Genomic DNA, 13,465 nt, shown 5'->3' on the forward strand with positions numbered 1-13,465 from the left:
AATCGCTTAAGTAGTCTTTATATTGTCGTTGTAGTTTTTTACCATTAACTCCATAGAAACTGCCGATGGTATGGCAATCAGAAGCCTTAGTATTGACTAATTTCTTTTAAAAAAGCAGCAAACTCGGTGGTCATCCGTGTTCCCTGTGCTACTAAGTTCCAATCTCTTTGAATAACTTCCTTGGTTGTTTTGTCCAGCCATCTACGTCGTTTTATGTGTAGATAGACCGTGTTTCCACGTAATGGAAAATCTTGGATTGTTACTTCTTTGTGAAAACCGTGCGCTATTAGAACTTTGGAAACCTGCTCTTTTGGAGGTATATTTCGCTCTTCAAAATAAAGATGCATTACTTCACCGTTTTTGGTGTTCTTTACCAGATAGAAGTGGTTGATTAAAAACTCAGGGAGTATGAGTTTTAGTAAGTCTAGATAATTGTCCAAAATTTATTTTTTAAACAAAAATCATAATTTTAATTCAATTCACACACAACTTTTGAGAATGATCCATAATAGTATTAATAATCCTTTAATATTCATAAACCAATATTTAACGAATTAAAATCAAACATCAAGCTGGGGGTGTGGAGAAAAAAATGACTTCTTCAAATTGATGGTGGGGGGTGGTTAAAGAATTTTTTACACATTGCCAATTTTCGTCAGAGTAAAAAAAATTATATAATTTTTTTTATTCTAACTTTCCCTACATGTGTAATACGTTGTAACTAACGACCTTATTTATTTTAAGCTATTTCAGACTTAAAATAGAGGTATTTAATGTAGGTCGAGAATGGTGTGAACATATTAAATTTCCGTTAAGAGATATTTTATACATAAATAATATTGAAAGCATAAAATAATAATAAATGTCTTAACTAATCAATAATACAAAACAGCTATTTAGATTATCTATAAATTACAAATCAATAATGTATTTATAAATCAATAATATTATATTTGATAGGCTTTAAGTTTCCTACAATAAAATTGCTAAAATCAAAGTTCTAATTTACTGAAGAACTAAGCTTATTTAGAATCATATTTGCGGAAATTCACAAACCGATAAAAAAATAAAAACAAACGTTTATCCTTGTAATAAAAATGATAAAGAGTATATATTAACCGTTAGAATACATTACAAAAAAAACTTAATGATATTATGGAAATCCGTAATTACTATTGAAAATTTTAGCTGAATTTTAGATATTTAAAAAGCATTATTGGAATGAAAATAAAATTACTTGTAATAACTTTAGGAATATCAACTTTTATAGGATGTTCCAATGAAGAAATCAAAAAGCAATTATCTGAATTAAAAATAGAACTTGAACAAACAAAAGCAGAATTGAATAATTGTTCGGTTGAATTGACAGAAATTAAAAATACAGCTGAAAATAGATTTATAAGAGCTCAAAAATCATTATCAGAAAACAACTTAGAAGGTGCAAAAATAGAATTTCAAGGAATTGTCGATAATTTTAAAGGAACAAAAGATGCAACTATCGCATCTAATGAAATAGCAAAAATTGACAAAATTGTTGAGCAAAAAAGAATTGAAGAAGAAAGAAAAAAAGCTCTTGGATTCAAAATATTAAAACCAGTTTCTACTGTAAAATTTGACGACTTATCATTACAATTTGATAAAATATGGACAGGAAAAAGATGGTCGTTTGATGATTATGGTAGTGAATACAGATTACGTGACGCTCAAAGAGGTAATATTCATATTTTAGCAAGAGTTTCAATATCCTCAGAAACTAAAAACCCTTCTCTTCCCCCAGTTTTAGTTTATCAAATGAATAATGGAGAATTGGAACTTATAGGAACACTTGGTTACGAATTTAGAAGATGGGAAGATTATGGTTCTTATCTTGGAAATAATGCTGATTATGGAAATGATTTTGCACATTCTAAAACTATTCCGTTTAATCTTGGGCTTCAAGTTTCTGATGATATATTTGTTGGAAAAATAGTTTATATTGTTATGAAAAAAACAGGTTGCTTTGAAAGAAGAAAGAAAGATTATGGAAATCCTGAAATTCAATATAGCGAAGGAATCTGTAGTGCAAAAAGAACATTGAAAGTTGAGGATTTTGACAATGATTATGTTCTGTTGAAAAAAATACAATAACGTATGATAACACCTCTTAAAATTTATGTCCAAACTTGTACTAAATACAAACTGACAAATATTCAACAAACAATTTTCCAGTCGAACAAATCTTATAAAACCCATTATGCACTAGTCACTGAAAAAAATCAAAATGAATAACCCCATGAAAAAGAAAGTTTATGATTTTATTAATAATAATCCAATTTTCATAAAATTCATATACGGATTAATTATATTAAATGTTGTAGCGTTAATTTTACAATCATATGAAGAACTTAGAGTCTCTTATTCAGATTTTTTTAATTCATTTGAATTGTTCTCAGTTATTGTTTTCACAATTGAATATGTATTGAGGCTATGGACATCAGATCTTGACCCTTCTTATAAAGGAAATTCATTTCAAAAGAGAATAAAATTCATTTTTTCCAAATTTGGACTAATTGACTTGTTTGCAATTTTACCTTTTTACCTTCCTTTCATTTTCCCTTTCGATTTGAGGATTTTAAGAATATTAAGATTGTTTAGATTATTGAGAATATTTAAGCTTGGGAGATATTCAAAATCACTTAAAACAATTTCAAGTGTTTTAAAAGAAACAAGGTCAGAATTATCAATTACTCTTTTCATAGCTTTTATATTATTAGTACTATCTTCTACACTTATGTACTATTTTGAAAACGATGTCCAACCTGAAAAATTTGCAAGTATTGGTCACTCGTTTTGGTGGGCTGTTGCAACTTTAACAACTGTTGGTTATGGAGATGTTTATCCTATTACAGGAATAGGGAAAATTTTAAGTGCAATAATTGCATTGATTGGTATTGGGTTTGTGGCACTTCCAACGGGTATAATAAGTTCTGCTTTTATTGAAAAAATTCAAAAAGATAGAAAAGAAAATAGAATATGTAAATGTCCCAATTGTGGAACTGAATATAAAAATTAAATATTATGAATAAAGGTGGATTTTCTTGGAAAAGATTAAGTGGTATTTCTGGTGCAAAAGCAAATATTTCACGAAAAATAGGTATCCCATTAACAAAAAGCGGTAGAGACCAAAAAATTGGCAGAATAGTATCGAAAGGTTGTTTGGGAATATTAGTAGCTATGATTTTACCTATAATATTAATTTTTGTTTTTAAAGTTATATATTAAGTCAATTACAAATTATAAGAGTAGGCTCATTGTTTAGGAATCTGAAAGATAAATTAAATTTAAGATCATGATAATTCTTGGTATTACTGCATTTTTTCATGATTCCTCCGCATCAATATTGAGAGATGGTGAGGTTTTATTTGGGATTCAAGAGGAGAGATTAACAAAAATTAAACATGATTCATCTTTTCCCATCAATGCAATAAAATTTTGTTTAAATAAAACTGAAATTAATATAAAAGATATTGATGTTGTTGTTTATTATGAAAAGCCTTTAATTAAATTTGATCGAATTATAAATTCGTTTATATCATTTGCCCCAAAGGGGTTTAAGCATTTTAAAAAAGTTATTTTAGAGTGGTCCACTAAGAAATTATTTATTAAAAAAATTATAACGAAGAAGTTGTCTAAATTAGATAACACCCAATTTAGAGCAGATATTCTTTTTTCGTCTCATCATTTGTCTCACGCAGCCCTTGGTTATTTTACAACCGATTTTACATCATCCGCAATTCTTGTTATTGATGCAGTTGGAGAGAATGCAACAACATCCATATTTATGGGTAAGAGAAATAAATTAAAATTATTAAAAGAATATGCTTATCCACATTCATTAGGATTACTTTATTCATCATTTACTCAGTTTTTAGGGTTTCGAGTGAATTCGGATGAGTATAAATTAATGGGGCTTTCTGGTTATGGAAATAAAAGTTCTGAAGAAACTAAAAAATTTATTGAATTGATTTATAGTGATATAATATCAATTGAAAATGAAGGGAATTATTTTATACTTAATCAAGATTATTTTCAATTTCAATTTGGTGAAAGTATGATTGACATAAATAAATTTGAATTTTTATTTTCGTTAAAGCAACGTGAGGAGACATCACAAATTAATCAATCTCATTGTAATCTCGCTTTGGCTATACAAACTGTATTGGAATGTTTATTAATTAGACTTGTTGAGGAAGTTAAGTTATTGTCAAGATCTGATAATCTAATTGTAGTAGGAGGCGTTGCTCTTAATACTGTTGCAATGGGTAATATTCGTAAGTTGAAATTATTTAAGAATTTTAGCGTCCCTTTTGCGCCGGGTGACTCAGGAACGTCAATTGGAGCATTACTTGCAATTTGGCATCTATATTTAAATAATAAAGAAAGAATTAAAATATCTCCTTATTTAGGTAATGAATTTTCTAATAATGAGATAAAGAAATATTTAATCAAAAATAATATTGATTTTGAATATTTTGATAAATTTGAGGATGTAATAAAATTTACTTGTGATGTTTTAACTAAAGCGAAAATTGTAGCTTGGTTTCAAAATAGATCTGAATTTGGAGAAAGAGCATTAGGTAACAGAAGTATTCTTGCAGATCCTAGCATAATTTATGGAAAAAGCAGATTAAATTCACAAATTAAATTTCGAGAAAGTTTTAGACCCTTTGCCCCCTCAATTATTGAAGAGGAGGCTTTAAATTATTTTGAAATGGGAGATTCAAGGTACATGCAGTTTGTTACAAAAATACTCCCAAAATATAGATGTATCTCTGATGTAAATGAAACTTCTTTTGAGAATAAAGTTTTAATAAGAACTTCTAAATTTGCTAGTGTGACTCATGTAGATTATACTTCTAGGTTACAAACAGTATCGAAGAAAGATAATTCTAAATTTTGGGAGCTATTGAAAAAATATGAAGAGTTGTCAGGTTCGCCAATTCTTGTGAATACAAGTCTAAATTTAAAAAATCAGCCAATTGTGGAAGATATTGAAGATGTTTTTTTTACCTTTAATAATAGTGGTATTGATTATTTAATAATTGAAAACTTTATAATATCTAAGTAACTTTTTATGGAATCTTTTATAGAAATATTTAAATTTATGTTTAAAAAAAAGAAATTCTATTTGATTCCTATAGTTATTGTTATGATTTTTATAAGTCTTATTGTAGCAGCTTTAAGTGTTTCATATGTTGCACCATTTATATACTCAATATTTTAAGTATGAAAAAGTATAGAGGGATTTATTCAATAGCTACTTGGTTGATAATTATTAGTGTTGTAGCAGATAACTATTTTATTCTTTTAGGTTTGGTTTTTGTCTCATTTTTTTTAATATCAAAAAAATATTTGTTTGAACTTAATATGTTTATTGATGATGTTAATAATTTTGTTAAAGATGTAATATTTGGAATATTATTAGGTGTGGTTTTTTATTTTATGTTTTTTCCATTAAAATTTTTAAGATATTTTTTAAATGGAAATAAAAAAAACAAAAAAAACATTAAATTTACCATTAATAGGGTGTGTTTCTTAAATCCTTGGTAATTAAAAAGTTAATGACATAATGGCGGATGATTTTAAAAAATTAATTAAAAGCACACTTATTGGTGCAGTTTCCTCAATAATCTCAACTAATGCAATGGGGATAGATACTTATTATGAGGGGGTAGAATCTAAAGATGAAACAACTTCAAATGATAATTTAGAAAATCCTTTAAAATTTAATTGGACACCAAAATTAATGTTATCCCGAAATGAATTAGGTGATTGGGAGTATAATTCACATCGTTCACATCGTTCACATAGTTCACATCGTTCACATTACTCTTCAAGTTCAGGTTCTGGTTCAACCAGACCCTATACGCCTCCAAGCAGCTATACGCCTCCAAGCACATATAATCCATCAAATTCTTTAAATGGGACTAAAAAATCTACATTGAGTTATATTCGTGTGAAATTTAAAAATAGTTGTAGTGAAAAAATTAAGGTTCTTGTTCAATTTAAAGACGCCTCAAGTGATGAATGGGTTACAAAGGCTTGGTATTTGATATCCCCATATGAAACTGTTTATGTGTTGAACACAAAGAATTCTATTTTATACTTTTACGCAGAATCTGAATCTTATTATTGGGGAGGAGATGATAGCCAAGTTGTTGAAGGAGGGAAGTCTTATGATCTCAAAAAGTTGACTATTACAGCATCTTCAGATGGGGATTTCATAAAAGAGATAACTTGTAATTAACGGATATGATAACCTATTCAAAAGAAAGAAATTTAATAACATGTTTAGTTGATTCATCAATTTATAATATGGATATTATATTTAAATGTTTTTACTGGTATGGGAAATTGTTTTCTATTGAAATCTGTAAAAAAGAAGATTTTGTTGAGATCTTGATAGAAAAGAAGGAGGGAATAATAGATGAGGTGATGTTCAATAAATTAAGGCTTAAGATAAAGCAAGATTTGATAGATTTTAAAACAAGAGATATTGTCACTAAAGAAACAAAAAGTGTTAGAGAGCTAATTATTGCTAAAGCCTTCTCAAATTTATCTGATGAGGAAGAAGATATCATTTTTACCTCTCCAGTTGACAGATGAAAAAAGGAATCCCAAACAAATTAAAATCTTCAAATGGGTATTATTACCTATTACCATTTAGGTTTGAAAGGATTAATCAGGAAAAAGAAATTTTAATTAATGAGGTTGGGGATTATTTAATTTGTGATATTGGAACTGCGAGCAAAATAGTAAATAGACAAATTGATGTTAAATCTAATTTTTTTGGTGAATTAATTTCAAATTATTTTATTTCGAAAGAACCTATTCCTGCACTCTTAAATTTATTAGCAAATAGATACAGAACTAAAAAATCGTTCATCGATAATTTTACAGGCCTACATATTTTTGTTTTAACATTAAGATGTAATCATCTTTGTCATTATTGTCAAGTTTCAAGGAAAAACGAAAAAAATGAGCTTTTTGATATGCAGTATGAAAATATTGATTTATCAATTAATCTCATGTTTAAAACTCCGTCAGTAGCTATTACTATGGAGTTTCAGGGGGGAGAGCCATTGTTAGTTTTTAATAAAATAAAATATTCCATTGAAAGAGTGAAAAAGTTGAATAAAATACATAACAAAAAAATCAATTATGTAATATGTACTAATTTAACTTTGGTTAATGATGAAATATTAACATATTGCTTAGATAATGATATTTTAATATCAACATCTTTGGATGGTCCCAAAAATATTCATGATGAAAATAGATTACGATCAAATGGGCCGAGTTATGAAAGCGTTGTGAATGCATTAAATTTTGCTAAAAAACGAATTCCACTTGATAGAATTTCAGCCCTAATGACAACAACAAGGATGGCTTTAAATCATCCTAAGGAAATTATTGATAGTTATATAGAAAATGGGTTTAATCATATATTTCTTAGAGCTATAAGTCCATATGGATTTGCCGCAAAAAATAAAAATAAGAATGAATATGAAACAGAAAAATTTGTTGAATTTTTTAAGATAGCTTTAGACTATATTATAAAGTTAAATAATGAAGGAGTTTATTTTGTTGAAGATTACACGGCTCTTATTTTAAAAAAGATACTTACACCTTTTCCTATAGGCTTTGTAGATTTACAATCACCTTCAGGACTTATTAATGGTGTGGTTGTTTATAATTATGATGGATATGTTTATGCGAGTGATGAGGCTAGGATGCTTGCCGAAAGTGGAGATTATTCATTCAGATTAGGAAAAATTTCAGATAATTATAATGATCTATTTTATGGCGAAAAGGCTAAGGAAATTTCTGAAAACGGTTCTTTAGAGGCTTTACCAGGGTGTTCTGAATGCGCTTTTCAAGTTTATTGTGGTGCAGACCCAATCAGAAATTATGTTTCACAAGGAGATACGGTAGGTTATAGACCAACTTCAAATCATTGTTTCAAGAACAAATCAATTATATCACATATAATTAATTTAATTAATGATGGTAGGAATAATGAAAATGAAATATTTAGATCATGGATTTAAAATTATAATTGAGACCTTTAATATGATTGCAAAGAGCTACATTATTGGAGTCGTAGAAGATATAGACTTACATAGTATTACATTAAAAAACAAAGAGGGGTTTTTAATTAAAATTGAAGTTACTAGTGAAAATTTTGTTTTTAGTGATTATTTTATTAGACCTAAGAAGTTCTCAAAGTTGTCAGTTTCTAAATTAGATATTATCAAAATTGAAAAAAGAGGTGGAGTAAAAATACTCTTTAAACATGGGTCAAATGATAATTTATTATTTGTAACAGATCAATGTAATAGTTCTTGTTTGATGTGTTCCCAACCACCAAAAAATGTTGATGATATTGAGTATTTCTATAAAATAAATAATGAAATATTAAGTCTTATTCCTAAGGATATTGAGGTTATTGGTATTAGTGGGGGAGAACCTACTTTATTAGGTGAAAAGTTAAATTTAATCTTAAAAAGATTAAAGCTCGAGTTTCCGAACACCCGTGTTCATATATTATCTAATGGAAGAAAATTCTTCGATAAAAACTATGTATCAAGGCTTTCTTTGGATATAAATAAACTCGCAACTTTTGGAATTCCATTGTATTCTGATATTGCTACAATACATGACTATGTAGTTCAAGCAAAAAATGCTTTTTATCAAACAGCTATCGGTCTACATAATGCAGCGAGATTTGGGTTGAATATTGAAATTAGAATTGTAATAACAAAGTTAAACTATGAAAGGTTACCCAAGTTAGCAAAGTACATTTTCATGAATTATCCTTTTGTTGAACATGTTGCTTTTATGGGGGTAGAGTATACAGGATTTGCAGTTGTCAATTCTGAATTGATTAAAGTGAACCCCGATGTTTATATGGATCAATTAAAAGAAGCTGTTTTGTTTTTAAATTCAATGAAAATTAATACATCTATTTATAATTTACCTTTATGTCTTGTTCATAGAAAATTATGGCCTTTTTCAGTAAAATCAATTTCCGATTGGAAACAAGAATACTCAAATGATTGTAAGTTATGTGAGGAAGTAAATATTTGCGGTGGTTTTTTTAGAACATCAAGGTTGAAATACAATAATATTAATCCAATTTTAGAAAAAAAGTATAATGAATAGGGGAAAGATTAAAACCACCGAGCTTTTATTTATAATATTTTTTTCAAATCCCATTATTTTATGGGCTTTAACACGTAATTTATTACTTAGTTTTTCTGTAACGATTTTGTCAATTATTTTTGGAGTCATTGTAAAAAAAGTCACGAAAAACGATAACGTAATATTCTTTTATATTAATTTATTATTTATTGGATTTCTTTTCGTTAGTGCAGAGTTAATATTTAATACAAATTTTTCAGAATACATTATTAAGGATTTATATGATCTTAAGGGAGATTATTATTTTAATAAACCATTTTTGAAAGAGAAATTTGAGGATAAAGAGTTTACTGTAAATTATATAACAAATAAACAAGGTTATAGAATTGAAGAACATATAAATCCAGAAATAACAATTGATAAGTGTGATTGGTTATTTATTGGCGATTCATATACTCAGGGTGCTCAAGTGAATTTTGATAAATTATATAGTTCCAGATTGTTTGAAAAAAACCCAAATAAAATTATTATTAATTCGGGAATTAGTGGATTTGGATTGCCTGAGGAGTACTATTACTATAGAAATAAAGGGAAAGATTTAGGTTCTAAAAAAGTTTTTCTTCAAATCTGTAATTTTAATGATTTCATGAAGGTAGAAAAAAGGGAATATGATATTTCAGATTATTTAATGCAAAAATCAAATTTTGTACGTTGGCTCCTGTGGGGTTTTAAATATGAAAATCCCACAGAATTGCCTCTAGGAAGATGGACAGAGCCTTTTTTTAATTCGAATGAAAATAATGAATTATATAATATTTTTTATAAGCCCTCATCAGATAATAAAAGGAAAGATAGCCTGAATGTATTAAAATATATCAAGTGGTTTAAGGATGAAACATTGAAAAATAATTCGGAATTGATAATTATCCTAATTCCAACAAAAGAACAAATATCATCAAAATATTTTGATGAAGTTATTGATAGTTTTAATCTGTCTAAAAATTCTTTTGATATGGAAAAGCCAAATATGATGATGAATAAAATTTGTGATTCTTTAGGGATTGAACTTATTGATTTATTAATACCTTTTAAAACTTCTCAAGAATTTCCTTTTTATTCATTTGATGAACATTTGAATGAAAAAGGGCATCAATTGCTGGCTAATGAAATTGATAAGTTTATTAAAAAGAGAGATAGTTCAAAATTACCATCATCTATTGGGAATCAATTTATTGGTAATAGGTATCCAAACGAATATTCTGCCAATAAGGGAATAATTTATCAATCTTATAGAGACGGTAATATGGAGTTGTTTATCGGTGATAGTTTATTGGAAAACAAAACTAGAATTACTTTTAATAATATAGATGAATCTCATCCTAATTTTTCGAGCACGTTAAATAAATTGTGTTTTACTCAAGGAGATCAAAGTGAGTTTAATACAGAGGTAATTATTAGTGATCTAAATGGATTTAATAGAGAGTGTGTTACTTCTGAAGAAAATATATTTGGAGCAATTCCTTGGTTTTCTTCTGATGGAAGTAAAATATGTTATGCAGAATATTATGTTGACTCGTTAGGAGTTTTTTCTTTACCTCAAATTGTAATCAAGGATATTAAATCCAAAAATAAGGAATTTATAACTTCTAATAATTATGAAAGTTGGCGACCAGTTTTTTCAAGTGATAATAAATACTTAGTCTATATTTCAAAAAGGAATCAAGGTCAGTTTGATGTTTATTTATATGACTTGTTAACGAAAGAAGAAATAAATTTGACAAATTCTCCATATGACGAGTGGGATCCAAATTTTTCCTTTAATAGTGATAAAATTGTATATTCAGCATACTACTCTGGGAACTGGGACTTATTTGAATATAATTTAAATTCTAGAAAGACTGAACGTTTAACATTTTCGTTAGGTGATGAATGGGATCCGTCCTATTCGAAAGATGGTTGTAAAATATTTTATGCAGCGGATTATCTTACACATAATGGGATCTATTTTATTGATAAAAATCAATGATATTTACTTCAAAGATTTTTTTGTTAGTTGCCATTGTCGTATTGATTTTAAATTTAGTTTTTAGAAGAGTAAGACAAAGGCAATTAATTTTTCTTTTAGCTAGTTATACCTTCTATGTTTTTTTCGATTTTCGTTTTTTTTGGTTATTATTAGTAATTTCTTTGATTTCATTTATTTTTGGAATTTTAATTTATCGTAAAAAAAGCAGATTCTTATTAACTTTCATTGGTATAGCTTTAATTATTTTTTTTATAGCTTTTTTTAAACTTCAGCTATATTTTAATTTCACAAATTCTGCGGATAAAATTTTATTGCCTTTAGGTATATCATTTTATTCTTTTCAAGCAATAAGTTATCTCGTAGATGTTTATAGGGGTAAATTACTTCCTGAAAAGAAAATAATAGTTTTTCTGCTATACATTAGTTTTTTTCCTCAACTTGTTGCTGGGCCAATTGAAAGGGGAAAAAATCTTATTCCTCAAATTACAAGACTTCCGTTTCCATCAAATGGGCAAATTATTTTAGGTTTAAAGCAAATTGTTTATGGTTATTTTCTTAAAATTGTTGTTTCAGATAATCTAAATGATGTGACTTTTTTATTGTTAAATGATAATTTTAATATTTCAAAAATAACAGGGCTTATTTTATTTTACTTTCAAATTTATTTTGACTTTCATGGATATACAAATATAGCTGTTGGTTTGGCAAATATATTTGGTATTAAATTAAATCAGAATTTTAGATTACCTTTTTTAGCAAAATCAATTAAAGACTTTTGGCATAGATGGCATATTTCACTCTCAACTTGGTTCAAGGATTATTTATATATACCTCTTGGAGGTAGTAAATCAAAGAATAAAAGTATCGTGATTTTAATTGTTTTTTCGGTAAGTGGGGTTTGGCACGGGCCAACTTATAATTTTTTACTTTGGGGAGTTTATAATGGTATCATTTATCTAGTAGAAGATATGTTAAATCGATATATTAAAATTAAGAATAAAACTATAAGTACTATTGTTGTTTTTTTTCTGATATCATTTGGGTGGTTATTTTTCTACTACAATAGTTTAGATCAAATTAAAAATGTATTGTTAAATTTGATTTTCGGTTCTTGGGAAAATTCTTTTTCCTATTTAAAAGTTTTTGTTATAAATAATTTAATAGTCCTGCAAATTTTGATTTTAGCAATTTATTTAAATATTAATGAATTTCGGTACATATACAATTTTAATGCACAAGGTAAAAGAATGATGCTAGTATTAAATTATTTCCTTTTTGATATTTTGATTGTTTTAATAATATTATTCGGTTTTTTGGGCAATAAAGAGTTTGTTTATTTTAGGTTTTAATACGTTTTGTCTTTTTTGATTTATTGAAAATTCGAGAGTTTATTTAAAATGTTAATATTTTAAATAGTGAGGTTGAAAGAGGGTCTTAATAAGTTGTTAAAATTAAATAAAATATAGTTGGTAGTAATGTTTTAAATTAAGCTAAGTTAAATTTTTTGAAAAAGCTATCAAAGTACTATACTTTTTTCAAAATATGGATCTTTATATAATATCAATTTTCAACGTTTTATGATAAGGTGGAGACTAATCCTAATAATTGGAGTGCCAATCCTAATAGGATGCAATGAAGTTATTCCTACAAATCCAGATTACATTTCTGATGGTTTTGATTACCCAGTTGGTAAGCCTAATGCTAAAGGATACTACGATGCACAACCATTTGGTAAAAATAATCATTTAGGTAGCGATTTGAATGGAAATGGCGGAGGTAATACCGATTTGAACGACCCCGTATTTGCGATATCTAATGGTTTTGTAAAATCAGCTAAAAAATTAAAAGGTGGCTGGGGAAATGTAATAAGAATAATACACGAGCTACCTAATGGAAAGCAATACGAGTCCATTTACGCTCATTTAGATAAGATATTAATAAAGCCTAATACTTTTGTTAAAAAAGGTCAAATCATTGGAACTATAGGAACAAACAATGGGCAATATTTAGCTCACCTACATTTTGAAATAAGAAGCTTTACAAATATGGGAATTGGTGGCGGTTATTCTTGGTTTACGATGGGGTATTTAAATCCTACTTCCTTTATAAAAGCTCATAGAAAAGTAAAGAAATAGCACAGCTCATATTGAGTATTTGAGACTGTTAAAATTTACAGAGATATAATGTATCAATATTTTTATAAAAACTCTCTGAGTGTTTGGTATTGAGTTTAAAACATTATTTTTTATAATTATT

14 protein-coding genes are annotated in these 13,465 nt (G+C 27.4%); 13 read left to right on the top strand and 1 reads right to left on the bottom strand.

All coding sequences use genetic code 11. From position 1 onward, the window contains the following. Positions 1-86 precede the first annotated feature (86 nt). A complete protein-coding gene (locus tag EC396_RS13190) occupies positions 87-440 on the bottom strand; it encodes a transposase family protein (protein ID WP_129365076.1) in 354 nt (117 codons plus the stop codon). Between the two features lie 781 nt (positions 441-1,221). Here EC396_RS13190 and EC396_RS13195 point away from each other — a divergent pair. The 13 genes from EC396_RS13195 (at position 1,222) to EC396_RS13250 (ending at position 13,344) form a co-directional block, all read left to right on the top strand. After that, positions 1,222-2,127 carry a hypothetical protein gene (locus EC396_RS13195; protein ID WP_129367066.1) on the top strand — a complete coding sequence of 302 codons (906 nt, stop codon included), beginning with the start codon at positions 1,222-1,224 and terminating at the stop codon, positions 2,125-2,127. Between the two features lie 145 nt (positions 2,128-2,272). Further along, a complete protein-coding gene (locus EC396_RS13200) occupies positions 2,273-3,052 on the top strand; it encodes an ion transporter (protein ID WP_129367067.1) in 780 nt (259 codons plus the stop codon). Between the two features lie 5 nt (positions 3,053-3,057). After that, the gene (locus EC396_RS13205) at positions 3,058-3,261 is read left to right on the top strand and encodes a hypothetical protein (RefSeq protein ID WP_129367068.1); all 204 of its coding nucleotides are present in this window, start codon (positions 3,058-3,060) and stop codon (positions 3,259-3,261) included. Between the two features lie 67 nt (positions 3,262-3,328). Further along, complete coding sequence (locus EC396_RS13210; RefSeq protein ID WP_129367069.1) at positions 3,329-5,107, top strand: carbamoyltransferase N-terminal domain-containing protein; 1,779 nt, start codon at positions 3,329-3,331, stop codon at positions 5,105-5,107. Positions 5,108-5,113: 6 nt separating this feature from the next. Further along, a complete protein-coding gene (locus tag EC396_RS18300; RefSeq protein WP_370276501.1) occupies positions 5,114-5,263 on the top strand; it encodes a DUF5989 family protein in 150 nt (49 codons plus the stop codon). A gap of 2 nt (positions 5,264-5,265) precedes the next feature. Continuing rightward, positions 5,266-5,589: a hypothetical protein gene (locus EC396_RS13215; protein WP_129367070.1), complete on the top strand. Its 324-nt coding sequence runs from the start codon at positions 5,266-5,268 to the stop codon at positions 5,587-5,589. Positions 5,590-5,608: 19 nt separating this feature from the next. Next, a complete protein-coding gene (locus EC396_RS13220; RefSeq protein WP_129367071.1) occupies positions 5,609-6,286 on the top strand; it encodes a hypothetical protein in 678 nt (225 codons plus the stop codon). Positions 6,287-6,291: 5 nt separating this feature from the next. Further along, entirely contained in the window at positions 6,292-6,645 is a 354-nt protein-coding gene (gene hxsD, locus EC396_RS13225) for a His-Xaa-Ser system protein HxsD (protein ID WP_129367072.1), read from the top strand. Next, the gene (gene hxsB / locus EC396_RS13230; RefSeq protein ID WP_129367073.1) at positions 6,642-8,090 is read left to right on the top strand and encodes a His-Xaa-Ser system radical SAM maturase HxsB; all 1,449 of its coding nucleotides are present in this window, start codon (positions 6,642-6,644) and stop codon (positions 8,088-8,090) included. The genes hxsD and hxsB overlap by 4 nt, the downstream gene beginning before the upstream one ends. Beyond that, the gene (hxsC, locus tag EC396_RS13235; RefSeq protein ID WP_164975301.1) at positions 8,065-9,204 is read left to right on the top strand and encodes a His-Xaa-Ser system radical SAM maturase HxsC; all 1,140 of its coding nucleotides are present in this window, start codon (positions 8,065-8,067) and stop codon (positions 9,202-9,204) included. The genes hxsB and hxsC overlap by 26 nt, the downstream gene beginning before the upstream one ends. Next, positions 9,197-11,209, top strand: a complete 2,013-nt coding sequence (locus tag EC396_RS13240; protein WP_129367075.1) for a PD40 domain-containing protein — start codon at positions 9,197-9,199, stop codon at positions 11,207-11,209. Before hxsC ends, EC396_RS13240 begins: the two co-directional genes overlap by 8 nt. Then, complete coding sequence (locus EC396_RS13245) at positions 11,206-12,558, top strand: MBOAT family protein (RefSeq protein ID WP_129367076.1); 1,353 nt, start codon at positions 11,206-11,208, stop codon at positions 12,556-12,558. Before EC396_RS13240 ends, EC396_RS13245 begins: the two co-directional genes overlap by 4 nt. Before the next feature lie 228 nt (positions 12,559-12,786). Beyond that, complete coding sequence (locus EC396_RS13250; protein ID WP_129367077.1) at positions 12,787-13,344, top strand: M23 family metallopeptidase; 558 nt, start codon at positions 12,787-12,789, stop codon at positions 13,342-13,344. The last annotated feature ends 121 nt before the right edge of the window (positions 13,345-13,465 follow it).

The sequence above is a fragment of the Lutibacter sp. HS1-25 genome, from assembly GCF_004121075.1.
GTDB lineage: Bacteria > Bacteroidota > Bacteroidia > Flavobacteriales > Flavobacteriaceae > Lutibacter.

Excerpts from the sequence above, each read along its gene's own strand:
- hxsC (WP_164975301.1), top strand. The coding sequence starts at position 8,065 with ATGAAATATTTAGATCATGGATTTAAAATTATAATTGAGACCTTTAAT.
- EC396_RS13220 (WP_129367071.1), top strand. The coding sequence starts at position 5,609 with ATGGCGGATGATTTTAAAAAATTAATTAAAAGCACACTTATTGGTGCA.
- hxsD (WP_129367072.1), top strand. The coding sequence starts at position 6,292 with ATGATAACCTATTCAAAAGAAAGAAATTTAATAACATGTTTAGTTGAT.
- EC396_RS13195 (WP_129367066.1), top strand. The coding sequence starts at position 1,222 with ATGAAAATAAAATTACTTGTAATAACTTTAGGAATATCAACTTTTATA.
- EC396_RS13210 (WP_129367069.1), top strand. The coding sequence starts at position 3,329 with ATGATAATTCTTGGTATTACTGCATTTTTTCATGATTCCTCCGCATCA.
- EC396_RS13200 (WP_129367067.1), top strand. The coding sequence starts at position 2,273 with ATGAAAAAGAAAGTTTATGATTTTATTAATAATAATCCAATTTTCATA.
- EC396_RS13250 (WP_129367077.1), top strand. The coding sequence starts at position 12,787 with ATGATAAGGTGGAGACTAATCCTAATAATTGGAGTGCCAATCCTAATA.
- EC396_RS13215 (WP_129367070.1), top strand. The coding sequence starts at position 5,266 with ATGAAAAAGTATAGAGGGATTTATTCAATAGCTACTTGGTTGATAATT.
- hxsB (WP_129367073.1), top strand. The coding sequence starts at position 6,642 with ATGAAAAAAGGAATCCCAAACAAATTAAAATCTTCAAATGGGTATTAT.
- EC396_RS13205 (WP_129367068.1), top strand. The coding sequence starts at position 3,058 with ATGAATAAAGGTGGATTTTCTTGGAAAAGATTAAGTGGTATTTCTGGT.
- EC396_RS13245 (WP_129367076.1), top strand. The coding sequence starts at position 11,206 with ATGATATTTACTTCAAAGATTTTTTTGTTAGTTGCCATTGTCGTATTG.
- EC396_RS13240 (WP_129367075.1), top strand. The coding sequence starts at position 9,197 with ATGAATAGGGGAAAGATTAAAACCACCGAGCTTTTATTTATAATATTT.
- EC396_RS18300 (WP_370276501.1), top strand. The coding sequence starts at position 5,114 with ATGGAATCTTTTATAGAAATATTTAAATTTATGTTTAAAAAAAAGAAA.